Annotated in this window: 12 protein-coding genes and 1 tRNA gene; 11 read left to right on the forward strand and 2 right to left on the reverse strand. The window is 46.5% G+C overall.

Annotated features, from left to right (window positions below):
* The first annotated feature begins 337 nt into the window (after window positions 1-337).
* Entirely contained in the window at window positions 338-1,882 is a 1,545-nt protein-coding gene (locus HGH90_RS29635; RefSeq protein WP_169192604.1) for a hypothetical protein, read from the forward strand.
* Here the strand turns inward: HGH90_RS29635 and HGH90_RS29640 are convergent.
* Window positions 1,874-2,857 carry a hypothetical protein gene (locus tag HGH90_RS29640; RefSeq protein ID WP_169192605.1) on the reverse strand — a complete coding sequence of 328 codons (984 nt, stop codon included), beginning with the start codon at window positions 2,855-2,857 and terminating at the stop codon, window positions 1,874-1,876. The two genes, HGH90_RS29635 and HGH90_RS29640, sit on opposite strands and share 9 nt — an antisense overlap.
* A 694-nt stretch (window positions 2,858-3,551) precedes the next feature.
* Here HGH90_RS29640 and HGH90_RS29645 point away from each other — a divergent pair.
* Window positions 3,552-3,636: transfer RNA gene (locus HGH90_RS29645), tRNA-Ser, on the forward strand.
* 348 nt (window positions 3,637-3,984) lie between these two features.
* Here HGH90_RS29645 and HGH90_RS29650 read toward each other — a convergent pair.
* Window positions 3,985-4,590, reverse strand: coding sequence for a hypothetical protein (locus HGH90_RS29650; protein ID WP_169192606.1), 606 nt, complete (start codon window positions 4,588-4,590; stop codon window positions 3,985-3,987).
* 427 nt (window positions 4,591-5,017) lie between these two features.
* On the opposite strand from HGH90_RS29650, the gene HGH90_RS29655 reads away from it, so the two are divergent.
* The 9 genes from HGH90_RS29655 to HGH90_RS29695 all read left to right on the forward strand — a co-directional run bounded on the left by HGH90_RS29655 (window position 5,018) and on the right by HGH90_RS29695 (window position 26,297).
* Complete coding sequence (locus HGH90_RS29655) at window positions 5,018-5,575, forward strand: Crp/Fnr family transcriptional regulator (RefSeq protein WP_169192607.1); 558 nt, start codon at window positions 5,018-5,020, stop codon at window positions 5,573-5,575.
* Between the two features lie 22 nt (window positions 5,576-5,597).
* Entirely contained in the window at window positions 5,598-7,286 is a 1,689-nt protein-coding gene (gene ilvD / locus HGH90_RS29660; protein WP_169192608.1) for a dihydroxy-acid dehydratase, read from the forward strand.
* 512 nt (window positions 7,287-7,798) lie between these two features.
* A complete protein-coding gene (locus HGH90_RS29665; protein ID WP_168764637.1) occupies window positions 7,799-8,392 on the forward strand; it encodes an RNA polymerase sigma factor in 594 nt (197 codons plus the stop codon).
* Window positions 8,393-8,509: 117 nt separating this feature from the next.
* Complete coding sequence (locus HGH90_RS29670; RefSeq protein ID WP_169192609.1) at window positions 8,510-9,517, forward strand: FecR family protein; 1,008 nt, start codon at window positions 8,510-8,512, stop codon at window positions 9,515-9,517.
* Window positions 9,518-9,927: 410 nt separating this feature from the next.
* Entirely contained in the window at window positions 9,928-13,569 is a 3,642-nt protein-coding gene (locus HGH90_RS29675; RefSeq protein WP_169192610.1) for a SusC/RagA family TonB-linked outer membrane protein, read from the forward strand.
* A gap of 28 nt (window positions 13,570-13,597) precedes the next feature.
* A complete protein-coding gene (locus HGH90_RS29680; protein WP_168764640.1) occupies window positions 13,598-15,067 on the forward strand; it encodes a RagB/SusD family nutrient uptake outer membrane protein in 1,470 nt (489 codons plus the stop codon).
* Between the two features lie 37 nt (window positions 15,068-15,104).
* Window positions 15,105-16,004 carry a putative zinc-binding metallopeptidase gene (locus tag HGH90_RS29685; RefSeq protein ID WP_168764641.1) on the forward strand — a complete coding sequence of 300 codons (900 nt, stop codon included), beginning with the start codon at window positions 15,105-15,107 and terminating at the stop codon, window positions 16,002-16,004.
* 33 nt (window positions 16,005-16,037) lie between these two features.
* Window positions 16,038-17,339, forward strand: coding sequence for a DUF4302 domain-containing protein (locus HGH90_RS29690; protein ID WP_169192611.1), 1,302 nt, complete (start codon window positions 16,038-16,040; stop codon window positions 17,337-17,339).
* 30 nt (window positions 17,340-17,369) lie between these two features.
* On the forward strand, window positions 17,370-26,297 hold the full coding sequence (locus HGH90_RS29695) for a right-handed parallel beta-helix repeat-containing protein (protein ID WP_169192612.1): 8,928 nt from the start codon (window positions 17,370-17,372) through the stop codon (window positions 26,295-26,297).
* Window positions 26,298-26,299: the final 2 nt, after the last annotated feature.

Raw genomic sequence — 26,299 nt, forward strand, 5'->3', positions numbered from 1 at the left:
AAAAAGCGTTTACAGCGGCCAAAATTAGTCGATTTATTAAGGATTTATTAAGGCATATAAAATAAAGCATATACAACCATTTTTGACCCAAAAAGACAATCTCAAAAAATTAACCTTCTCCAGTCAAAAACTTTTAGGTTCTCCCCTTGCATTGTTTATTATTTCTTTTAATTTGCCCCGGCAATAACTCTCGTGAGACAAAAAATATGATCAAAAGGAGCCTCAAAAAAATGCGGTAACTACTCTTCCCGACCCCTTTCCATCCTGTCTGTCAGTGTTACCTGTTACATGTCCCGAACAGTGTTCAACATCATGTCGAAAACTAAACAGTTGTCCTATGGCTAAAGCTGATATCCTTGTCAGGCTTATTAATACGCTCACCAAAGCCGAAAAAAGATATTTCCGGTTACATTCCTCCCTGCAACGGGGGAGTAAAGACTATGTAAAACTGTTTGACCTCCTGGAGCGCCATTCCTACAAAAATGCAACAGCAGTAAAAAAGGCCTTTCATGAACAATATCCCCGTATCTCTTTTGAGGTATGCAGCAAGTACCTGTATAAAGTAATTATGGATTGTCTGTTGTACCTGCACCTGCAACACAATGATACCGCCCGGTTAACATCAGGCTTATTAAAAACAGATATCCTGTTTCAGAAGTCATTGTATGAAGAAGGTTACCGGCAATTGCGTAAAATACAGGAAACTGCACGCACCAGTGAAAAGCAAGAGTTGTTACTTTGGGCACTGAAACAGGAAATGCAGGTATTGCAACAACTTAACTTTCCCTATCTCCCTGAAAAATCATTGTTAAAAAAACAGCAATACCTGCAGGGAGTACTGCAGGATATCGGGCAACAGCTCCAACATACTGCCCTTTATGAACAGCTGCGATATCAGTGGCTCTATAAAGGCGCCGTAAGAACAGCCGGGCAGAAAGAAGCGCTTAACCACCTGGTGGAGCGGGAACGGCAAACCGCCGGCAAAACACAGGAAGCAATCAGGACACATCTCATGTTCCAGGCCCACTATGCCCTGATCACGGGATATTATGAAACTGCCCTGCAACACTTCCGTACACTCAACAACATGCTGGAAACCCGTGGTCATCTGAATACGGTAGCGCCCATAGATCACTTGCAGGTACTGGAAGGCATGCTCGATAGTTTGCGCTCCACCCGCCGCTACCGGGAACTGTCGGTATTCCTGGAAAAGGTACGGCGGTTTAAAAGTGATGCACCCTACCTTGACGTGATGACGCAACGTCTCGTGTTCATCTACGAACTGGCAAGCCATATCGATAGCGGCAATTTCGCGGCCGCCCTGGCGCTGCAGAAAAAACAAGCCCCAGCCCTATTGAAAAAAATTCACCTGCTCGACGTCAGCCAACAGGCCGAAATTTACCTGTACCTGTCATTGGTACACCTGGGGAATGAAGATATCAACAGCGCCCATGAAAACCTGGAAATAGTATTGCAGCAAGGCGCCCTTTACAGCAACCTTCCTATTTTCCGGACGTTCAAACTGATACACCTGCTGCTGCATTATGAGCTGGGTAATTATGAATATATCCGTTATGAAACACGGTCTTTCCGCCGGCACCTGCATGCCGACAATAAACGCTCTTTCCTGCTGGAAAAAACAATCATCAAGTTTCTGCGTAATGAGCGCCTGTTTACCATATCCACACGGCCTTCCAACTTATGGAAAAAGATGAGCAGTAATTTTGATAAAATAAAGCAAGATAAATACGAGATGCAGCTATTGAAACTATTCGACTTCTCTGCCTGGATAGAGGCCAAGCTAAAACGGAAACCCCTCGGAAAAATTCTCCGGGAGAAGTACGAAGCAGAACTGGCCGATGCTTCTTCCCAGCTACCGTAAAATAGTAATGCCGTGATGGCCCGGCTGGGCGCCGGCATTTATCTGGTCGATTGCCTGCAGAATAGCCGTTCTGCAGGCAGACGACTCCATCTCATACATCCCTTTCAGCAAAGGCCCCACCTCCGCTACGTGTAATTGTCCCAGGCAACCAATGATATGTATGCGCAGTGTTTCTACTGATACCGGCAGTAAACGTAATATCACCTTTACGGCTGTACGTTGCTGGTAGTGAGTGGCCAGCCTGAGCGCGAAGCTAATAATAGTAGGATGGTACCTGGGATCGATCCATTTTTCGAATAGTGGCACCGGAATATCTTCCCTGGCGATGAGCATGCGGGATAACTCGAACTGCTGCCAGGGTAGCAGGACTTCACCAGGTTCTTCCAAAAATTCAAGCGGATAAGCGGGCGCACATTGTACCATATAGCTGCGTGCCAGCCAGCGGGTATGTTCGTTTTTACTCTTTGTAAGCCGGAGAATAAACCGCCCGTCTATCCACACGCCCATACCCGACAACTCTTTCAGTGAAGCCTGTACCCTGGCAGACCGGCGGGAATACAGCCCCGCCGTTGCCCCGGCCTGCAATTCCAGTCGCAGGTATACTGTGCGTAAAATTGCCGGGATATTCCCGGTAAAACTTTTCCGGTAAGCCATCAGCTGGCGAATAAAAAGCTGTTTGTACTCCGGGTACTGGTATTCTGATAACGGCGCATGCGCCAGCTGCTTTTCCGGTACTATTCCATAAACCACCGCCGGCCAGATGACCTGGTTCACCAGCCAGTCGTCTGTTGCTTCGCAGAAAATATATCTGCGCTGCCGCCGCCACCGGTGCATCATCCATCCATAGATAGCGACTGCGCAGATAAGCGCCAGCACACATGTTACCATTGATATTTTTACGGGCAGCGAAAAGCATTCCCAATAACGGGCCGCGTCATCCAGCCAGCGCCGGTATAACAGCATACACAACATCATGCGTAAATAATAGATTAAAACAAACAGATAGCTACTGCTCCTTCATAGCGTATGGATTCCCACATTTCCTACTCCGTACCCAATACAACAAAACGCCCCCAACACATGCCTGTGATGAGGGTACAAGGCTGAAAAAACACCGGATTAAACAAATGATACCAGGGCTATGCGCAGGTGGTTAACACAACAATATACATGTTGGCCAATACCGAAAAAACTACTCCCGTCATTCAGATTTACATTGTTCTTCATTGGGTCATTCCTTTTCCAATTTGCATATACTATGCCAACCTTACGGAATCAGCCGTGGCAATATCGATTACCACTACGGTTATACGAACTGTGTATTTCCTTCCTCGGGGTGTTGCCATGGCAGCAGGCGAAATAAACGAAAAGAATATTCCCCCCCTTCTTCATCTTTGAAAGCAACAAGGGCAGGTTGGTTAATTTCCTGCCCGATGCGGAGGCGGCGACAGCGCGACTGTCCCGCCGATGCGTCTTTTTCATTAAAAAACGGATGTTTTGTGGCAGTTATTATTCAATTTATACATTGAATAATAAACTAATACAACAGCATAAATGCCTTACAGCAAGTAATTACAGCGTCATTAGCCTTATGCCTTAACAGCTCTTTCTATAAAAAAATGAAAAGAAATTTTGTCAGAATGTTTTCGTTTTATACTTTTGCGTCCCTGGAGAGTTGGCAGAGCGGTCGATTGCGGCAGTCTTGAAAACTGTTGACTGTAACAGGTCCCGGGGTTCGAATCCCTGACTCTCCGCTAAAACTTTAAAAGCCTTTGGTTAACCACCAAAGGCTTTTTTGTTTTGAGATACTGCGGGGGGCGAATCCCCCACTCTCCGCAAAAACTTTAAAAGCCTTTGGTGAACCACCAAAGGCTTTTAATTTTTGATGGTCTCTCTTTTTATAAATCCAACAAATGAATTTCAATATTGTGCTTGAGCGCCATGGAGCTATCGGAAAGCGAAGACATTCAAATTTCTTTTTTTCTATCCCATTAAATTGAATCTGAAAAAATGATGCATACACTTAATTCCGGATTAAATACTATTATAGAGACTATTATTTATCTCAGTATCCACAATTACCTAAAGTATTCAGATTAGCATTACTTAAATTTATTTGCTAAATCTAAATAGTGTTGCTTGCCATACTCATTGTTTGACTCTTCAGATTTTTTGTTGAAATAATGGACTACCTCTTCTTTATTCTCTTCAGGTATCTCATTACCATGCAATTCCATAATGACCTCGAAAGAGCTTTCTGCTACTTTTTTAGGAGACATTTCCTTTACATTCATAAAATACTGCCATTTTCTGCTGTAATTTTTAAAGTGTTCCAGTCTTGGAAGAAATATCGCCACGTAAGGCCCTACATTTTTTTTGTAAGCATTTTCAACCATAAACTCATACATATCCCGGGATTCCGGCAAGTTGTATCTTTGAATCATATTTCCTATTGCAGAAATAAGAAGGATAACCAATTTGGCATTATCAGCATTGCTTCTATAAATGTCTAAAAGTGTTTCAGAAAACCTTACATCATTAAAAAGGTAGTTATAATAATTCGATACTTCTAGCCTTGGGGTCTTTTCAAATTCCTTTACACTTTGAAAAAGATCCTCCATACTAAGTTTTCTCCATTGAGATACCTGTTTTTTTAACACTTCAATGTTATCAATATTCTTTTGTATCTTATGAGGTATGCTACTCATTTATATAACTTTTTTTATTCACATTCAACTTTAAATTTATCGTTATTTTCAACGGGTTAGTGATACACCCAATAAATTCTGTTTTAGCTTGAATTTAGCGGGTATGTGTTAAACGGTTTGACTGTAACAGGTTCAGATTTCGAGCCCCTGACCGTCCGCAAGCGTTAGAGCCTTCAAGTCGAAAGATTTGAAGGCTTTTTTGCTGCCGAAAAGCGAAGTATTAATCCCTTACCGGCCCTCAGCAGAAGCGTTAGTTAATCTTTGAATAAAGCGCCCACATAATTGTCATCCTATTTAGCGCTACCGGCCGTTATAAGGAGATACCCGGAGATGGTTGTTGCAGGAACGTAATGGGCCACCGATTTTGACGAAGGTCAATCTTTTTCAAAAAATTTTCCCCCATCTTTGTTCTTTCAATTGCAGACTAATGACGGCCGACCTTGCAGACCTCATCCGGAAAATTACGCCCCTCAGTGAAGAACAGCTCGCTGATACGCTCTCCTATTTTAAACAGGTTACCGCAAAGAAGAATGAACTGCTACTGGAAGAGGGCATGGTGGCAGATAAGCTGTTTTTCATTGCAAAAGGCTGCCTTCGGCTTTCTTATGGGAATGAATCTACCAGGTTTATGGCTTTCGAAAACACCTTCCTGACCTCTATTGTCAGCTTTATTTCCAGGAAGCCGGCACCGGAGTATATACAGGCGGTAGAAACCTCGGAGCTGCTCGTGATTACGCACCACGACTTCTTCAAACTGAGAGAAATTATGCCGGGATGGGATAAGATTTACATCTACATCCTCGAATATGGCCTGACTGTCATTAACTCAAAACTCAGCAGTCTGCTTACGCAAAACGCTGCGGAACGGTATAGAAGCCTGCTTCAAAACAACCCGGAACTTATTCAGCGATTGTCTAATGCTAATCTTGCCGCCTACCTTAATATATCGCCGGAGACGCTTAGCAGACTGAAATCACATATATAATGCTAAAACAACTATGCCCACCATGAGAAGTGACGAAGTAAAAAAAGGGTATCACAGAACACCACACAGATCATTATTCAGAGCGACCGGATTAAAAGATAAGGATTTCAATAAGCCTTTTATTGGCGTTGCTAATTCATTTATTGAAATCATTCCGGGACACTTTTTCCTGAATAAAGTAGCGGAAATCATTAAAGAGGAAATCCGGGCAAATGACTGCGTTCCGTTTGAATTCAATACCATTGGTATTGACGATGGGATTGCAATGGGCCATGATGGAATGCTGTTTTCTCTGCCAAGCAGAGAACTGATTGCAAGCGCGGTAGAGAGTGTGATGAATGCTCATAAGCTCGATGCTATGATCGCTATTCCTAATTGTGATAAGATTGTACCCGGCATGATCATGGGAGCACTCAGGGTCGATGTACCTACCATCTTTGTTAGTGGCGGGCCTATGGCAAAAGGATACACAAAAAATGGCTCTCCTATTGATCTGGCTACAGCTTTTGAAGCAGTAGGTAGGCACGAGGCAGGAATGATAAGCGACGAAGAACTCAGAGATATTGAGTGTAATGCCTGTCCGAGTGGAGGTAGTTGTTCTGGTATGTTCACGGCAAATTCTATGAATACGCTGATGGAAGCGATGGGTATTGCCCTGCCGGGAAATGGAACGATTCTGGCGCAAACGCAGGAAAGAGAAGCACTATATAGACGAGCTGCCAAAAGGATCTGTGATATCGTAAAGGACGATGTGGCAAGGGAGCGGTTTAAGTTAAAGAACATCCTTAATGAGAATGCTGTGCGGAATGCATTTGCAGTAGATATGGCGATGGGCGGAAGTACCAACACTGTGCTGCATATGCTGGCGATTGCCCAGGAGGCGGACGTCAATTTCCAGTTGAGGGATATCAATGAGATCTCCAGGAATGTGTCTCATATTGCAAAGATCTCCCCTAGTCTGCTGACAGTGCATATGGAGGATATCAATAAGGCCGGGGGTGTGAATGCCGTAATGAAGGAGATGACTAAGCGGGGAAATGACGTACTGACTGATAACCTGACGATTAGTGGGGAAACGCTTTTTGAAAAGATTCAGGACGCGGAGATCAAGGATGACAATATCATCCATAGGATAGATAATCCTTATAGCCAGGTAGGTGGATTGGCGATACTGTATGGAAATCTGGCGGAACAGGGAGCTGTGATTAAGACAGCCGGGATTACGGGCTCCGGGTTATTTACGGGCAAAGCAGTATGTTTTGATGGACAACCTGCGGCCATAGAGGGGATTTTGATGGGAAAAGTGAAGGCTGGCGATGTGGTGGTGATCAGGTACGAAGGGCCAAAGGGCGGACCTGGCATGCAGGAAATGCTGACACCAACGAGTTTGATAATGGGGATGGGCTTGGGTAGCTCTGTGGCATTGATTACGGACGGCAGGTTCAGTGGGGCCACGAGAGGCGTATCTATTGGGCATGTATCGCCAGAAGCGGCAGAAGGAGGAATGATAGGGCTGCTGAAGGATGGAGATGAGATTCATATTGATGTGCATAAGTACATTTTAGAGGTGAATTTGGAGGAAGAGGAGATTAAAAAGAGGAAAGCTGCGTTTGTGCCGGTAAAAAAAAGTCTGAAGTCAAGATGGCTCGGGCAGTATAGGGCTTTAGTGACGAATGCCAGTAATGGAGCTGTTTTAAAGAGTGATTTATAGTGATTGAGCAGTAAAAGCGGTATCGGTGGCGACCGAGATCCCGTGCAGTTCGCAAATAACCTTATCAGAGGGTGCATTAGGCCTGTAGATATTTCATCTACAGGCTTTTTTCTTTAATACCGAAAAACGCCCCTAAAAAACTTTCGCAACTACACCAACTATACTTTATGTATACCGCTCTGGATCGCACCACAAATGTATGGTGTGTTAAGCGCCGGCAACGGCGTATATCCCATTACGTTACCCACCCTGCCAGCGGGCGCCAAAATAAGCGGTATAGCCGGTTATACCGGCCCCCCCGTGCTGCACTAACGCCCCGCCTCCTATACACTTTTCCCTCTGTATACGCTTATAACAATTAACAATTATAGTTAATACGAATTTATTTATTAAATAATAATATTTGTTACTAATTTATGCATCGGAATTGATGGCCATTGCCTTTGGGAACCTGGCTTTTTTCTAGCCATATAAATTATATTCCACGATATGATTTATATAAAAGAAGAAATATGAATATACTAGATGCCGAATTGGTAGCGCGATTACAAAACCACGAAGTAAGCGCCTTCGATGCCTTGTACTGGAAATATCATCAGGCGGTGTACCGCAATATTTTCAAGTTTGTGAAAGATGAGGTGGTAACAGAGGATATCTTACAGGACGTATTTGCGCGCCTGTGGGAAAAACGACAGGATATACAGTCGGACCAATCCGTCAGCGGATGGCTGTTTGTGATCAGTTTTAACATGTGTGTTTCTTTTGTAAGGAAAAAGCTGCGTGAACAGGCTTTCCACAAAAATATCTTCCAGGCCGATGCAGATGACCCGGTAGCCATTGAGCGAAAGAACATCGACGAAGAACAATATCATTTGTTGGAACAGGCGATTTCAAAATTATCTCCTAAAAAAAGAACGATTGTTACCCGCTGTAAACTGGAAGGTAAAACCTATGAAGAAGTAGCCCATGAACTTAATATCTCCCGGAATACGGTAAAAGAACATCTATCGGCCGCCATGATCAAACTAAATGATTATATGCAGCGCAATGGGGACCATAAATATATTGTGTTGCTGCTCTTGTTTCTAAACTACCACGATTCCTAATCGAACCAATGGGTTTTATATTATGTTTTAATTAATATTTTAATTTTCAAAAAAAAGTCTGGAAAGCGCCCCCCCTTTTTTTTCAACTGCGCGTATTTAGATTAAACCATCACGCTAGTGCCAAACAGAAAGGAATATCTCAAACAACTGTTAAAGAAAGATAGGTGGACTGCCGCAGAGCAGGAGTGGATGGGCGATTACCTGGAGACCAACGATCTTTCAGAGCTGGAAGTGGCAGCCGCCGAGTATTTTAAAGCCGACCTGCTGACAGCAAAGCAGATATTGGATAAACACCTGTCTGAGCGGATGTTGAAAAATATCCACCAGCGTATAGGCGTCAACGATAGTTCTTTTAAAGGTATATTCCGTTTATATAAACAAAAAATTGCCGCAGCCGTCGTGGTATTGCTGCTGGCCGGCGCCGCCTGGTATATGCTATGGCAGGAACAGGTAAAACAAAAGGTATTTGCCACTACTACAGAACGACAAACAGTGAAACTGCCGGACGGCTCCGTCGTTCATCTTGAAAAGGCCTCCAGTATCAGCTTTCCGGAGGAGTTTAACAGCAAGAACCGGGAAGTAGTTTTAAAGGGAGAAGCCTTTTTTGAAATCAACCATGACGCGAAACACCCTTTTATTATCTCTTCTTCGTTGATAAATACCACCGTATTAGGCACCTCCTTTAATATGGAAGTACACGAAGGAAATATAGCCAGGGTAGTGGTAGTATCCGGAATGGTACAGGTAAACACAAACCACAACCAGGCCAACAAAAACGGACAGCTGGTACTGACAGCCAACAAAGGCGCGGTGTACAACCCGGTATCGCAAGACTTACGACTACAGGATGCTACCGAAGACGCCCGTTTTTTTACGCAGAAAATGAGTGGCAAATTTATTTACAAAGGAGATCCTTTATCTAAAGTAGCCATTGACCTGCAAAGATATTATAACGTACCCGTAGTAACAGACCAGAAATCAGCACAGTGCAGGTTTTACGGATCCTTTAACACAACAGATGATTTAGATAAAGCGCTTGCGCTAATTGCATTTTCATTAGATGCCAAAGTTAGGAAAGACAGTGCAGGCAATGGATACATTATCGTTGGCGGTAATTGTAAATAAAAAAAACAACCGAAATTTCGTTAACCAAACTATATTCAAGATGAACTGCTATCAACAAAACTGAACCCGATTCTAAGAAAGAAAATACACTAAGTCTGGTATACTATCCTGGTGGCCTTTAGCCTGAATGCACTTCATGCTGGTTAACTGATTGATCAAATGTAACACATTGGATCAAATGGCTGCCTGTTGCCCATACTTACCATAGCTGTAGACCGTAACATAATCTTCAACCAAAAAAACTACATCGCACATGATACCGATTAATTCTTTATCGTCCGGCTAACAACAGCCATCATATGATTTATTAAAAACACTCCTGCTCATGCAGCAGGCCGCCTATTGCCCGGTTTCAGTCAGAAGCCGGAACATAGCTCCTATTGCCCGAACGAAACCAATAAAACATACTTATGTTCCGAAAAAAAACTTCTTTTATTTATTGCTTACTCCTCCTGCTTGCAGTAACAAAAACTTATGCCAGAAACGGCTTGCAGGACGCACTTGACAAAAAAATCACCATTGAATTAAAGAATGTTATTCTTAAAGATGCATTAGAAAAAATCGGGAATCTTGCAGAAGTATCCTTTGTATTTGTAAGCAACGAGGCGCTGGATGTTAATAAAGTAAGTGTGAATGCCCACAACGAAAAAGTGGGCGACCTGCTCGATAAACTGCTTACCCCCTACGCGCTTTCCTATAGTGTAATGTACGATCGCGTAGTCATCAAACATGACAACAGCAAAAAGCCCGCTGCTTTAGAAGTAACAGGTACCCTGATGCGTATATCCCTTCCCGTGACAGACGTAAGAGGGGTGGTGACCAATGAAAAGAAGGAGCTCCTGCCAGGCGTAAGTATCATGATCAAAGGCACTTCCCGAGGTGTGACCACTAATGAAAAAGGCATATTTGAACTAAAAAAAGTAGCCAATGATGCCATCCTGGTATTTAATTATACCGGTTACAAGACAGAGGAAATCAGTGTTTCTTCCTTCAGAAGTGGTGCTCTTACCATTGTACTAAAAGAAAAACCCACCCGTCTTCAGGAAGTGGTAGTCACCGGCTTTCAGAACATCGATAAAACAAAATTCTCTGGCGCCGCTACGCGTCTGAAAAGCGAAGACGTGAAAATAGACGGGCTCCCCGACATAAGCCGCATGCTTGAAGGGCGGGTTGCCGGCGTAGCCATCCAAAACGTTTCCGGCACTTTTGGCTCCGCGCCCAAAGTACGTATCCGTGGAGCTACTTCCATCAATGGCGACAATAAGCCATTATGGGTAGTAGATGGTGTGGTACTGGAAGATGTGGTCAATATTTCCAACGACCAGCTTTCCAGCGGGGACCCCACCACCCTGCTAGGTTCCGCAGTGGCAGGCCTTAATTCCAACGACATCGAAAGTTTTGATATCTTAAAGGACGCTGCTGCAGCCGCTTTGTACGGCGCCCGTGCCATGAACGGCGTGGTAGTGATCACTACCAAAAAAGGTCGTGCTGGCAAGCCCGTTATTAACTACAGCGGTAACTTCAGCACACAGCTAAAACCCAACTACCGCAACTTCAATATTATGAACTCCGGACAGCAGATGTCCGTATTGGCCGAACTGGAAAGAAAAGGAATCCTCAACTCGGATATACTCTCCCAGGGCGACATCGGTGTATTTGGTAAATTATACGAAAAGCTCGATGCCGATAACAACGGAAATTTCCCCGTGGAAAACGACCCTGAACACCGCAAGGCATTTTTATTACGCTACGCCAAGGCCAACACGGACTGGTTTGGCCTCCTCTTCCGGAATAACTTTGTACAGGAGCATTCACTCAGCATTTCATCAGGAACCGATAAAGCGCAATCCTATTTCTCTACCAGCTTTTATAGTGATAACGGATGGACGCTGGCCGATAAAGTTACCCGCTATACACTAAACTACCGGAATAGCTATAAACTGTCCGACAGGCTATCCGCCGGGTTCTCTACACTCGCATCTGTTCGCCGCCAGAAAGCACCAGGCGCACTCACCCGCAGCAGCAACCCCGTAGAAGGTCAATACGACCGCGATTTCGATATCAACCCTTTCAGCTACTCCCTCAATACCAGCCGCACACTGACTGCGTATGATCAAAACGGGAAGCTGGAATACTTCAGACGAAATTATGCGCCGTTCAATATCATCAACGAACTGGAAAATAATTACCTCGACCTTAATATGATGGACCTCCGCCTGCAGGGTGACCTGTCGTGGAAACTGACAAAAAATATCCGCTACGAATTTACCGGCGCTATCCGGTATGTGAAATCCTCCAGGGAACACCAGATCACCGAAAATGCCAACATGGCTAACGCCTACCGCGCAGCCGGCAACGCCACTATCGCCGAAAGAAACAAGTTTTTATACCGCGATCCGGACAACCCGGACGCCCTGCCGGTAATAGTATTACCGGCCGGCGGTTTCTATAACCGTACCGAAGATCAACTGTTGAACTACGACTTCCGTAATGGCATCAATTACTCCGATACCTTCGCGCAAAAACATAATCTCAATATACTGGTAGGACAGCAAGTGAAATATGCTGACCGCCAGAACGCATCCAACACCGGATATGGCTATCAATACGACAACGGGGGCGCCACCTTCACCGATTACCGCATCCTCAAACAAACCATTGAAAGTAATTTCCCCTACTTCGGTATGGGCAGAGACTACGACCGTTTTGCGGCATTTTATGCCACCGGTACCTACGCCTACAATAACAAATACAACTTCACGGCTACCGGCCGTTATGATGGTTCCAACCGCCTCGGGCAATCCCGTAAAGCCCGCTGGCTCCCTACCTGGAGTGTGGCCGGATCCTGGAATATAGACAGGGAAGCTTTTGCCGCAAACATTCGTCAACTGGACTATCTGACCCTTCGCGCCAGCTACGGCTTAACCGCTAGTATGGGGCCAGCTACCAATTCCAACATAGTATACCAAACCGTTAATACCAACCGTCCGCATCTCACAGAAGTAGAATCGGTTATACGGTTATCGCATTTACAAAATGATGATCTCACCTGGGAGAAATTATACACCACCAACATCGGGATCGACGGTGGATTCTTTAATAACCGCTTCAACTTCAGCATCGATGCCTATACGCGTAAAAGCTTCGACCTGATCAGCCGTATCAAAACTTCCGGCATCGGTGGCGAAATGTTTAAAGCAGCCAACTATGCAGACATGGATTCTAAAGGACTGGAAGTAATGATAGGCGGAGATATAATCCGGACTAAAGACTGGAACTGGAAATCCAGCGCTACTTTTGGTTATAGCACCAATAAAATTACCAACGCAAAAAATATCCCCGGCATCTTTGACCTCGTAGTAGCTGAAGGCGGTAACACAGAAGGATACCCTGTACACAGCCTTTTCTCCCTCCAATATACCGGTCTGGATTCAAAATCAGGCGTTCCATCATTTATTAACCAGAACGGCGCAAAGAGTGCTGATGTAGACCTGCAATCACTAAACACCAGTCACCTGGTATACCAGGGGCCGGTAGATCCACCAATCACAGGCGGGTTTTCCAATACCTTCCGCTATAAAGCTTTATCACTGAATATATTTTTTACCTACCAATTTGGCAATAAGATCCGCTTGTATCCTGCCTTCAAAACCAGCTACTCCGACCTGGATGCCATGCCCAAAGAATTCTACGATCGCTGGGTAATGCCCGGTGACGAAGCCACCACACATGTTCCATCTATACTGGATGCCTTTGAACAAATACTGCTCAACGGCGCTCATCCTTACAACAACTACAACTACTCTACGGAAAGAGTAGCCAAAGGCGATTTTATCCGCCTGAAAACAGTATCGCTGACTTATCAACTGCCCGGAACATTCACCAGGCGTGCCGGCTTGAGCAACATAGCAATAAGCGCTGCCGCCATCAATCCGTGGCTACTCTATGCCGATAAAAGGCTGCAGGGCCAGGACCCAGAGTTCTTCAATGCCGGTGGCGTAGCCCAACCCATTCAAAAGCAATTCACATTTTCATTAAAAGTTGGTATTTAAAAAACGATATATGTCAACCTGCTATAAAATGTCAACAACTCAACGAAAAATAAAGCCTGCCCTTATCGGCGTATTTGCATTCACCACGCTTATCGCCGGCGGATGCAAAAAATACCTGGAACAGGTGCCCGACAGCACCTGGACGGATCTCAGCACGCCCGCCAAAGTAAGCAAGTTACTGGGCACCGCCTACCCGCAGGCCAGTTATATTACTATGTGCGAGGCCATGTCTGACAATGTAGGCGATAAAGGCGTGGGCGTATACTACCGCCCCAACCAGGATGCTTATGTATTTAATGATATCCAGTGGATCGAGGAAGACTCTCCCGAGGCTTATTGGAAAGCCTGCTACACTGCTATTGCCGCAGCTAACCAGGCGCTGACAGCATGTGAAAAAGCAGCAGATCCGGCCGCCTACACACGTCAGCGGGGCGAAGCTTTGCTGGCAAGGGCTTATGCCCATTTTATGCTGGTAAATATCTTTTCCAAAAGCTACGATGCCACCACAGCCGCCAATGATCCCGGCATCCCCTATGTAACCGTGCCCGAAACCGTTGTCATCAAACAATATGAGCGCAAAACGGTAGCCTATGTATACGACATGGTGGAAAAAGACCTGCTATCCGGCCTGCCGCTGATCAGCGATGATGCGTATAGCGTTCCCCGTTATCATTTTAACCAGCGCGCCGCCTATGCATTTGCCACCCGTTTTTATCTTTTTAAGAAAGATTATCCTAAGGTCATAGCATATGCCGACCATACCTTTTCCAATAACGACATAGCCAACAACATGCGTCAGTGGAACAGCACCTACGGCAGCATGTCGCCTGCACAGATCTTCGACCTCTATGCCAACGCCAACGAAAAAGCCAACCTGCTGATTGCTGAAGCCCCTTCTCTCTGGGGCCGCAATGCCGGCCGGCTGCGGTACGATCTCGACTATGTACACGAGGCGCAGATACTGGGCCGCAATGTAACCGGTGGTGTTTGGTCATACCCTTTATACTACTATGGCTCCCAGGATTATTTTGTTCCTAAACTATCAGAATACTTCGTGAAAAACTCCGTGAACGCTACTATCGGACAGCCCTACGTGATGACCCCCTTATTCACTACGGAAGAAGTATTGTTTAACCGCGCAGAAGCCAATGCCTGGCTTAACAATACCAGCGCCGTATTAGCTGATCTCAACCTGTTTGCCAGCAAACGTATCCGCAATTACAATGCTGCTCAACATACCATCACACTGTCGGCCATGCAGCAATTCTATGGCATCACCGATGCCAGAAGCGCCTGTATCCGTACCATCCTGGATTTTAAGCGGGCAGAATATGTACAGGAAGGGCAACGATGGTTTGACCTGCAACGCTACAAAATACCGGTGATACACACTACCAGGGAAGGACAAGTACTGGAACTAAAAGCTGATGATAACCGCCGCCTGTTTCAGATCCCGGCGGCTGCCACTACCTCCGGAATAGCATTAAACCCGAGATAATAACATGCGATACCTCCAACATTAATACATCAACAAAATGAAAGCATTATTACTCATCATCCCCCTATGCATGCTGTTAGCCTGCAGCAAGAACGATGACCCGGGCAACGTGGAAAATATTCCCGGCCTCGGCGGCGATACCTGGGTGAACTCACCATTGGATAAATGGTTGCATGATACCCTGACGGTGCCTTTCAATATTGCAGTAAAATATAAATGGGACCAGTTCGAATTTGAACTAAATAAGACATTGGTACCGCCCAAAGAAGAAAAGATAATACCGGTAATGTCGGCCATTCAAAAGGTATGGATGAATACCTATATCGCCGAAGCCGGGCCCATTTTCTTCAAAAAATACTGCCCTAAGTATTTTATCCTGTCAGGCAGCGCCAGCTGGAACGAAAACGGCACTATTACCCTCGGAACAGCAGAAGGTGGCCGAAAGGTAGTGCTGTACCTTGTCAACGATTTTCTGACAAAAGGAATGGAAGGATACCGGCCTTCAGATTCATCCAATGTAAAACAAATGTTCCATGTAATAGAACATGAGTTTGGCCACATCCTGCATCAGACCGTAATGTATCCCGTTGCTTTTAAACGCATCTGCGCAGGATTCTACACTGGCAACTGGAATAACATTTCTGACGAGGAGGCCCGCCGCGATGGTTTTGTAACCCCTTACTCCATGGCCAGCTTTGACGAAGATTTTGTGGAAATGGTATCCACTATGCTGGTAGAGGGAAAAGCCGGGTTTGACGCCATCGTAAACAGTATTCCGGACGGCACCAGTATCAACGGCGTATCCAAAACCGAGGCCCAGTCAAGACTGCGGCAAAAGGAAGCCCTCGTGGTCAGCTATTTCTCCATTGTTTGGCATATCGACTTCTACAGCCTCCAAACACGCACGCGAAGGGAAATCAACCAGTTACTCTATTAACAGCATCGCTCCACAGCGCGTAAAAATAACAGTATGAGAAACAACCTTATCTTCTTATTATTCATCCTGGCCGGCATCTGCTCCTGCAAAAAGGAAACGCCTCCCGTTTTTGACAAATCACCGGATGAACGTATCAATGATACGTTGTCGCATTACCAGCAAGTGCTCACCGGTGCTCCGTATGGCTGGAGGGCGCTAGTATACCCGGCGGGCGTCCCCGGAAGCGTATATAGCTTCTATTTCAGTTTCTCCGATGCCAACCGGGTACAAATGTTTTCCGATTTCGATGCTGCCAGTACCAACAACGTACATGAGAGCAGCTGGCGATTGAAAGCATTGCAACAGCCATCTCTCCTATTCGACACCTACTCTTATCTACATGTACTCTGCGACCCTGATGCCAGCCACAATGGCGGCGTGTATGGAAACGGTCTTGGCTCCGATTTCGAATTTGCCATCAACGGCGCACAAGGCGATTCCGTTTGGCTCACCGGCCGCTTCCATCGCAGCAAAGCTGTACTGATCAAAGCCACGCAGCAGGACCAGGAAAACTACCTGCAGCATAGGATCAACCGATCGATCGACAGCATTGGTGCATTGCTTACTTACTTTCACCGGCTATCTACCAGCTCCGGCGATTATGATGTAAGCATTAACCAATATCTGCACTGGATCACCTTTACCTGGATAGCGGATGGGAAGCCACAACAGGTAACTACCGGTTACACCTATACGTCAACAGGCATTGCACTTATTCCCGCATTCAAAGCTAACAACATGACCATCAGCAGCTTGGACCAGGTAAAATGGGAAAATGGCGCCATTGCCTTTTCCATCAACGGTAAGCCGGCTACCATTGCCAACACGGCCACACCACTGGTTATTGACCCAGCAGCAGCCCAACGGTGGTACCAGTATGCTGCGCAAAATGAAAAATACTGGATAACGGCCAACGGGTTTCATGCAGATGGTAAAGATGACGCCTGCCATATCACGGGCTTACCCAACTACGCCTTTCTCACCTATTACCCGCAGATCAATGGCCCTGGCACCTCGCTGGACCTCCTCGGCTTCGTGATAAAGCAGGACAATGGTAAGAATAGTATCGAGTTTGGTCCGGGCTACAGCGCACCCTCTTTTACCACAGATGGGCGGATCATTTTCAATGACGATGGCTTTTACGGAGATCCTTCCGATTACGTTCCTGCCGTGCAAAAGACAAGAGCACTGATGGCCGACCCACAGGGCTTTTATCTCGTACAAACCAGCACATCCACCTTTGACATGGTCAATGCCAGGGATGGTAAATCGTGGATCAGCTGGCAGACTTTCTAATTGCAACAACCAAATTCAAAATAGCCTCATATGAGAAATTGTACGGTTCGTTATTTATATAAAACAACATTACTTATAGGAGTACTACTGATGCTGGTAGCCCGGCTATCAGCACAAACAGATATCAGCATCGGCAACAGTACTTCGGGTAATTCAAACCTGGGATATCCCTGCCCCTTGCAGGACTACTACGAAGGCAGCCGCGCGCAATTCCTGTACCGCGCATCCGAATTGCACAGCGCAGGTATGGCCGCAGGCGTGATCAGTGGTCTGAAATTTAATGTGCTTAATCTCAATGCCACCGATACTGTTGAGCAATACACGATCAAAATCGGCGTCACTTCCGACACTACGTTAAGCAGCACCAGCTGGATCACCGTCAGCAACCAGGTGTACGGGCCGGTGAACTACCTGCCCAAAACAGGTATCAATATATTTTCCTTCTCTTCCAATTTTTTCTGGAACGGAACCGACAATATCGTAGTAGAAATATGTAATGGCGCACCCGACTCGGATACGCGTACTACATATACCCACAACCCAGAAATACCTTTTACAACAGGTCTTTCTTTTAACGGCTCGCACACCTACAGAACCGATGGGCTCAACTATTTATGCGGCACCACCAATACCAGCAACACGGGCACTATGACCACCCGTCCGGATATCAAATTCTCCTGGACACCTGCAGCTGCCTGTACCGGCACACCTACCGCCGGTACTGCTACTGCTAACCCCGCTACCGTTTGTATGAACGGACAGGTGGTTGTTACCTTATCCGGTACCACGGTCGCCTCAGGGATACATTATCAATGGCAGTCATCTCCCAATAACAGTACCTGGACAGATATCCCCAACGATACTACCAACAGGCTGGAGACTACGCAAACAGCTACCACCTGGTACCGTTGTAAAGTAACCTGTACCGCCACCAATGCCACCGCTATTTCCAGCAGTGCAACAGTAACATCTCCACTGGCGGTATCCGGTACTTTTACCATTAATAAGGCCCTGCCTACCGGTGGTACCAACTTTGCTTCCTTTAATGATGCCTACAACTCTATCAAGTGCGGGATCAACGGTCCCGTTATATTTAACGTAGCGGCAGGCGGCAGTGCCTATAACGAACAACTGTTGATCAGTCCCGTTCCCGGCGCCTCCGCCGCCAATACCATTACCTTTAACGGTAACGGGGACACGTTGACTTACAGCGGCACCTCTGCTTCACCAGCGGTCATTAAACTATCTGACGCGGATTACTTCACATTTAATAATCTCGTGATCAAACCCACCGGCACCAGCAACGGATGGGGAGTACACCTGACCAGCGATGCTGACTATAACAATATCCGCAACTGTACCTTCTTACTGGATACTACCTCCAGTTCTACCAGTAACGCAGGTATCGTGATCAGCAATTCAACTTCCGCTACGGCTACCGGTGAAGCAAAATGCGATTTCAACACCTTTGCTGATAACAACATCAACGGCGGTTACTATGGCATCGTATTAACCGGCAGCAATACATTTGCCAACGGTAACAATAAAATTATCAATAATAAGATCAGCAACTTCTACAGCTATGGCATTTATGTAACCGGCTCGTTTAACACACTGATTGAAGCCAATATTATCAGCAGACCTACACGGAGTAATGTTACCTCGTTTTATGGCATCTACTTTACCAACCTCAGTACGAAGGCAAACATTACCCGTAACATTATCCGCAACCCTTTCGGCGGCGCCCCCAACAGTACCAGCACTGCCTATGGCATCTATTTCTCCAGCACCGATGCACTCTCCCAATTGGAGAATGTGGTAAGCAATAACCTGCTGCATAATTTCACAGGTAAGGGAGATGTATATGGCATCTATAACTCAGGGTCAGACAACGTTTGGTATTATCACAACACCATTGCACTGGATGGGGTGTCTACTACCTCAGCGACTTATACCACCCGCGGATTTTACCAGACTTCCAAAGCAGATGGTATTGAATTTGTAAACAATCTCATTTCGATAACACGCACCGGCGGCGGCAATAAATACTGTGTTTACTTCTCTGCTACCAACGGCACCATCCATGCCAACAGGAACGACTATTACCTGGCGGCGGCCGGCGGCGCCAATAACGTTGGGTACTATGGCGCCAACAACGCCAGCCTCCTTGATTGGCAAACCGCATCTAAACAGGATAGTAACTCCGTAAGCTCCAATCCACTGTTTGTAGCTGTTAGCAGCGGCAATTATCAACCCGCCAACGCCTCTATCGATAATAAGGGCACACCGGTAAATATCACGGTGGATATTAACAATGCTACCAGAAGTACTACCACACCGGACATTGGTGCATATGAATTTACGCCCGGCCCCTGCGTAACGCCACCTTTGGGCGGTAACGCACAGGTGAGCCCCTCTGTGATTTGTGTGAACAGAAAAGTATCCTTAACGCTGACAGACAATACCATCGGACTGGGACAAACCTACCAATGGCAAAGATCTGCCACAGCTACCGGTACTTATACACCCATAGGCGGTTTGCTGACCAACCCGGATACGGTGATTATGGCTGTCACCACCTCCTGGTACCGTGTAGCCGTTACCTGCAGCGGCAATACTGCTTACTCACAGCCTATTCTGCTCACCGTAAACCAGGCCTTCCCGGCAGGGTCTTACACCATCAATAAAAATATCCCTGCCAGCGCCACTAACTTTATCAGCTTTAATGCGGCTAAGGCGGCAATGGAATGTGGCATTCAGGGGCCTGTTGTAATGAATGTGGCGCCGGCCTCTGGTCCTTACCTCGAACAACTGGTGCTGGATTCTATCGCAGGTACGTCTGCTGTCAATACTATTACGTTTAATGGTAATGGCAATACGATAAAATTTGCACCTGCCGACGGCAATGAAAGAGCGGTCATCAAACTGCGTGGCGCCGATCATATCGTATTCGACAGTCTTACTATAGACGCCACCAACGGCGACTATGGATATGGCGTACAACTGCTGAACAACGCTGATAGCAACAAAATCACCCGTTGCACCATCCTGACAGATACCGAAGGCACCTATTACGAATATGCGGGTATTGTGGTAAATGGCAGTGAATCCAGTCCTAATAGCGGTACCAATAATGGTTGTGATGGTAATATCTTCTCAAAAAATACTATCACCGGGGGATACTATGGTATTACGATCTATGCTGAAACGGCCTCACCGGCTACCCGCAACACCGTCAGCAATAATACCATCAAAGAGTTTTATGAAACAGGTATCTCTCTAACCTATACTACCAACACCCTGGCAGACCACAACGATATTTCCAGGCCAGGACGTACCAATAACAGCTATTCTGTGTACGGCATCAGCGTAGAAAGTAAATCGGCGGATGTAGTAGTAAGCAATAACCGCATCCACAACATGCTCGGTGGTTCGCCTACTTCCACCTCTTCTGCATACGGAATTGAGTTTTCGTATGCAGATGCCACTGCTACCAATCCTGCCAAAGTTTTCAACAACGTGGTATATGATTTCCGCGGACAAGGTACGCAGTACGGTTTCTCTAACTACAGCGCCGATTACATTTACTACTATCACAACACCATTGTGCTGAACGATAGTCAAAATACGTCGTCCAGTACCACCACCGGCTTATACCAGTCAGGTACTGCTACCGGTATACAGTTCTTCGATAATATACTCGACATCAGCAGGGCTGGTAAAGGCAACAGAACGGGTGTGAGTATTGGTACCAGCACTGTAATGACATCCAACTACAATGACATCTTTGTAAAAAGTGATTTCAATACCGCCTATACCGGCGTGGCAGGTTCCAACTACGTTACCCTCGCAGCATGGACAACCGGCACCAAACTGGATAGCAATTCACTGGCTGTTCCGCCTGTATTTGCAGATCCTGTTGCCGGTAACTTTGCCCCGGTAATATCTCCCCTCGACAACACCGGTAAATCAGTAGGTATTACCACAGATATCGTGGGTACAAGCAGAAGTACTACCAAACCAGATATGGGCGCTTATGAAATAAGCGTGCCTAATTGCAGCAAGCCGGTGGTGCCGGGTACTTCAACGGTGTTCCCGCTTACCCCGGTATGTATGGGCACCAGCATTAAACTGGACCTGGCGGGCAATAGTACCGGTGGTACCCAAACCTATCAGTGGCAACGTTCAACTTCTGCTGCCGGTCCATGGGTAAACGCCAGCGATACGCAATACGTGAGCGTATTTAATACCATCATAGGTATTGAAAACTACTATCGCTGCCGGATTATATGCGGCGGTACAGACACGGCTTATTCCACTACCGTAAAGGCTAACCTGAATCCGCCATTGCTGGCTGGTGTGTATACTATTAACCCGGCATTACCTACCAGTACTATCAACTTCCAGTCGTTCAGCAGCGCTGTATCCAAGCTGGAATGCGGTATAGCCGGTCCTGTTACCTTCCTGGCAAAAGCAGGTACCTACACCGAGCAAATTACCATGCATCATATCCCGGGAGCATCTGCTGTGAACAGGGTTACCTTTAGCAGCGAAGCAGGTAATGCTACTGCGGTAACACTTACCTATGCCGGTACTAGCGCACTGAACTATGTACTGAAGCTGGATAGCGTGGACTATGTTACCTGGAGAGCGATCACTATTAAACCAGCAGGCACCACTAATGCAAGAGGCGTGGTATATACCAACACATCGTCTTACGACAGCATCAGCGCCTGTATCATTCCTTTACCGGTTACTACCAGCACAGGAACGACCGTGAGCGGCGTATACGGCGACGAATGTACCGGTGTCGGCAACGTGATCAGTGGCAATGCCATCAGTAACGGATCTAATGGCATCTACTGGTCTGGCGCTTACAGCTCTGTTACGCCAGGCCTGGTACTGGACAGCAACAAACTGGATCAGTCGTATGTAAACGGTATCTATGCCGAATATACTGACAGCCTGATGATTCAGCGCAACCAGGTGAGTATGAGCGGCAACCTCGCCTCCGACGCTTATGGCATCCATGCAGATAATACCAACGGATATATTATTTCCGGCAACAAACTTACTATCAACAATACCACCGACGACATCCACGGCATCTACCTGGAAAATGCAGATGCTAATGCAGGTATAAAAGGACTGGTATCCGGTAACCGGATCATTACAAGAGGAAATATCACCGGGGACGTGCGCGGCCTGGAACTTTACCAGGTTGATGCTGCCACTATTTCCAACAACGTAATCAGCGTGAAGGCCAGTGGTACCAATGCATATGGCATTTACAGCGGAAGCAGCTCCAATCTCAATTACTATAACAATTCGGTGCTGAACAGTGGAGTTACCACGGGCGACAACTACGCCGCTTACTTCAGTCATACCTCCACCTACTATGGCAATGTGAAGATCAAAAACAACATCTTTGCATCAGACACCAGCGGCGTGGCGATGTATGTAGCCAACCCGCTTTACCTGAAAAGCGACTACAATACGCTGTATACAAAAGGTACCGTACTCGTAAAACAGGCAACACCTGCGGGCAGCTATGCTACGCTGCATGACTATATCAGCGCAGATACCCTTGATATCAACTCAATTGTTTACAAACCTGCTTTTGTAAATGATACCACGCTGCAACCTGCCATTGCCAACCCTGAAGTATGGGCCATCCACGGCCGTGGTGTGCAGATAGAAGGCAACGATAAAGATATCAACGGTGCATTCAGACCGGTTAAACTGACCGATGGCGTACCGGATATGGGCGCTTATGAGTTCCTGCCAACAGCGGTACCACCGGTGTTACCCGCCTTCCCCGCCACACCGGCGCCAGGCGTAACACAAACATTTATGTTTGGTACGGATACGGTTACAAAAATCACCTGGAATCCGGGTACTGCCATCCCCACCAATATAGCAGTAAGACGTTACTCCGGTATTAAGCCGCCTAACCTGGCTAACGGAACCGCACATATGTATTTTTATACAGATGTGGATGTAACACCTGCCAACGGTCAATACAATTTTAATATCGATCAGTTCTATCTCGATCCATGGCAAGGATTTATCAGGCGTCAGAAAGACATCCGGATGGGCCGTACTGACAATGCCAATACCTGGATAGTCGATTCACTAAGCCGTGTATACGATATCCCGAACGTGATCAGGGATAGCTCGCTGCACTTCTTGGATAAATTTACCGGGTTGAATGGCGGCGCCAACAATACACAATTGTTACAACCAGCCGATAGTTCCAACAGGGGTACCCGGTTTTGGGTAGGCTATGGCCATCACCAGTTCTTTTCCGGCGATAACTCGCAGAACATGGTATTGTACCTCAATGCACAAGATTCTGCCAATGTTACCGTCCGTATCAATGGTACCAGCTGGGAACGTATATATCATATTCCATCCAATAAAACCATCACTACGGAGATTATACCAAAGAACGGACTCAATGATGCCCGCCTCATAGAGGAAGGTTTGTCCGATAAAGGCATCAGTATAGAAAGTGATGTGCCCATTGTTGCCTATGCACATATCTATGGCAGCGCTTCTTCCGGGGCCACCATGCTATTGCCCGTAGGTACTTATGGATATGAATATGCCACCTTATCATCTAGGCAGAACTACAGTACCGACACCTATTCCTGGTTTTATGTGATCGCCGATTATGACAATACCAAAGTAGAAATTACACCTTCGGTGCCAACATTGGCCGGCAAGCCAGCCAATACAACATTCACCGTTACACTGAATAAAGGAGAAGTTTACCAGGTATTGGGTGCTATGATGCCAGGTGGTGGCAGCGAAGGATATGATCTGTCGGGCAGCCGGGTAAGATCAGTGATCAACGAAGATGGCAAATGTTACCCGATGGCCGTATTCTCCGGCAGCAGCCGTACCGGTATCGGTTGTGGCGGAGAAACGGGCAGCTCAGGCGACAACCTGATCCAGCAAAACTTCCCGTCACAGGCATGGGGTAGAAAGTACCTCACCGCACCTACTTCTAACAGCAGCAGCGCCAGCTCCTTTATGAGCAATATATACCGCGTGCTGGTGAAAGACCCTGCAACCCAGGTAAAAGTAAATGGCATGGCGTTAACAGGTTTGATCAATAACCGGTTCTACCAGTTTGAAAGCAATACCGCTGACAATATCGAGGCTAATCAGCCTATCATGGTAGCCCAGTATATGTCGTCCAGCGGAAGCTGCGCCAATACCAACGGCGACGGCGATCCGGAAATGATCTATCTGAGCCCCGTAGAACAGGGTATCAAAAAAGTAGGGTTGTACCGCAATACACAGGAGGCTATCACCATCAATTACCTGACCCTTATAATACCAACAGGCGGCGTGTCTTCCCTGCTGATCGATGGCAGCGCTACCTTCGACCATTCTTATCCGCATCCTAATGCCACAGGGTATACGGTAGTAGTGAAACGCTGGCCGGCTGCACCGGCCCAGTGTACCGTTACCAGCGACTCTGCGTTTACTGCTATTACCTATGGCCTTGGAAGTGTAGAAAGCTACGGTTACAATGCCGGTACTTTGGTGAAAAATCTGAACATCCTGCCTTCATTCAACAACGTAATGAATAACAGCGGTCAGAATAACACTTATACCTGTGCTAAAACACCGTTCCGCTTCTCTATGCTGATACCGGTGAAACCCACCAGCATCACCTGGAGATTCAGCCAGGTAGCCAGCCTGGCCCCTAATAAAGACATAGTGCAGAACAACCCGGTACCGGTAGATTCTATGGTCAGCAATGAGCGTAAATACTATCGCTTCACCGTACCAGCAGATTACATCTTCAGTAAACCAGGCATGTACGATGTACCTATCCTGATTTCACATCCCGATATAGAAAGTTGCAGCAATAGCTTTGAAAGCATCCTGCAGATCAAAGTGATTCCTGCTCCCGTGGTGAATTTCAGTGTTGACTACACCGGGTGCTTAAATGATGGCGCCCTCTTCAAGGGAACCGCTACCACCAGTAACGGTGTGGCTATCAGCAGCTGGACATGGAACTTCGGGGACTCTACTTTGGGCACCGCAAAAGATACCCTGAAACACTACAGGTATCCAGGCATAAAACAGGTAAAACTGAGCATTGTAGCGGCTGAAGGCTGCGTAGGCGATACCACCAAAGAAGTGGAAGTATATGCTCCTGCCGTTGCTCAGATTGTAAAAGACTCCATGACGGTTTGCAGTGGCACTAACGTGACCTTGTCTGCCAAAAATCCGGAACCCGGCGTATTGTATAACTGGTACGATGCACCAGTAGCAGGTAACCTGTTATATACCGGAAGCGACTATACAATTAATAATATCGCGGCCGATGGTACCTACTATCTTGAAACGCTTACCCACGGTTGCCCTGGCGCCTTCCGCGCCAAAGCCGTCGTGCATGTGTTGCCGGTACTTGCTACGCCGGTAGTAACGGTCGACAGCGTAGGTGTGAATATGGTCCGGTTCAAATGGAAGGCAATCGCCAACGCCACCGGTTATGAGGTATCTGTTGATGGCGGCACCACCTGGACCCTGCCTTCATCCGGCAGGGAAGGACTGGTACACATTATAAATGGCTTACAACCGGTGCAGACCGTGAAACTGATCGTGCGTGCAAAGGGCTGCGAAGACAAGGAATCATTACCTGCGGAAGGTAAAACGTTACCTGACGGCATCTATATTCCAAATACGTTTACGCCCAACAATGATGGTAAAAATGATGTGCTGCTGGTATATGGCTATATCATCAAACAAATGCACATGACCATTTTTGACCAGTGGGGCGAAAAAGTATTCGAATCCAATAACCAGACAACGGGCTGGGATGGTCAATACAAAGGCAAAGCATTGCCTTCCGGTGTGTACATCTATGTATGTCATCTTACCCTAACCGATGGAAGTAAAACAGAAAAGAAAGGAGTTATTAACCTGATCCGTTAAAA

This window comes from Chitinophaga sp. Ak27 (assembly GCF_012726295.1).
Lineage (GTDB): Bacteria > Bacteroidota > Bacteroidia > Chitinophagales > Chitinophagaceae > Chitinophaga.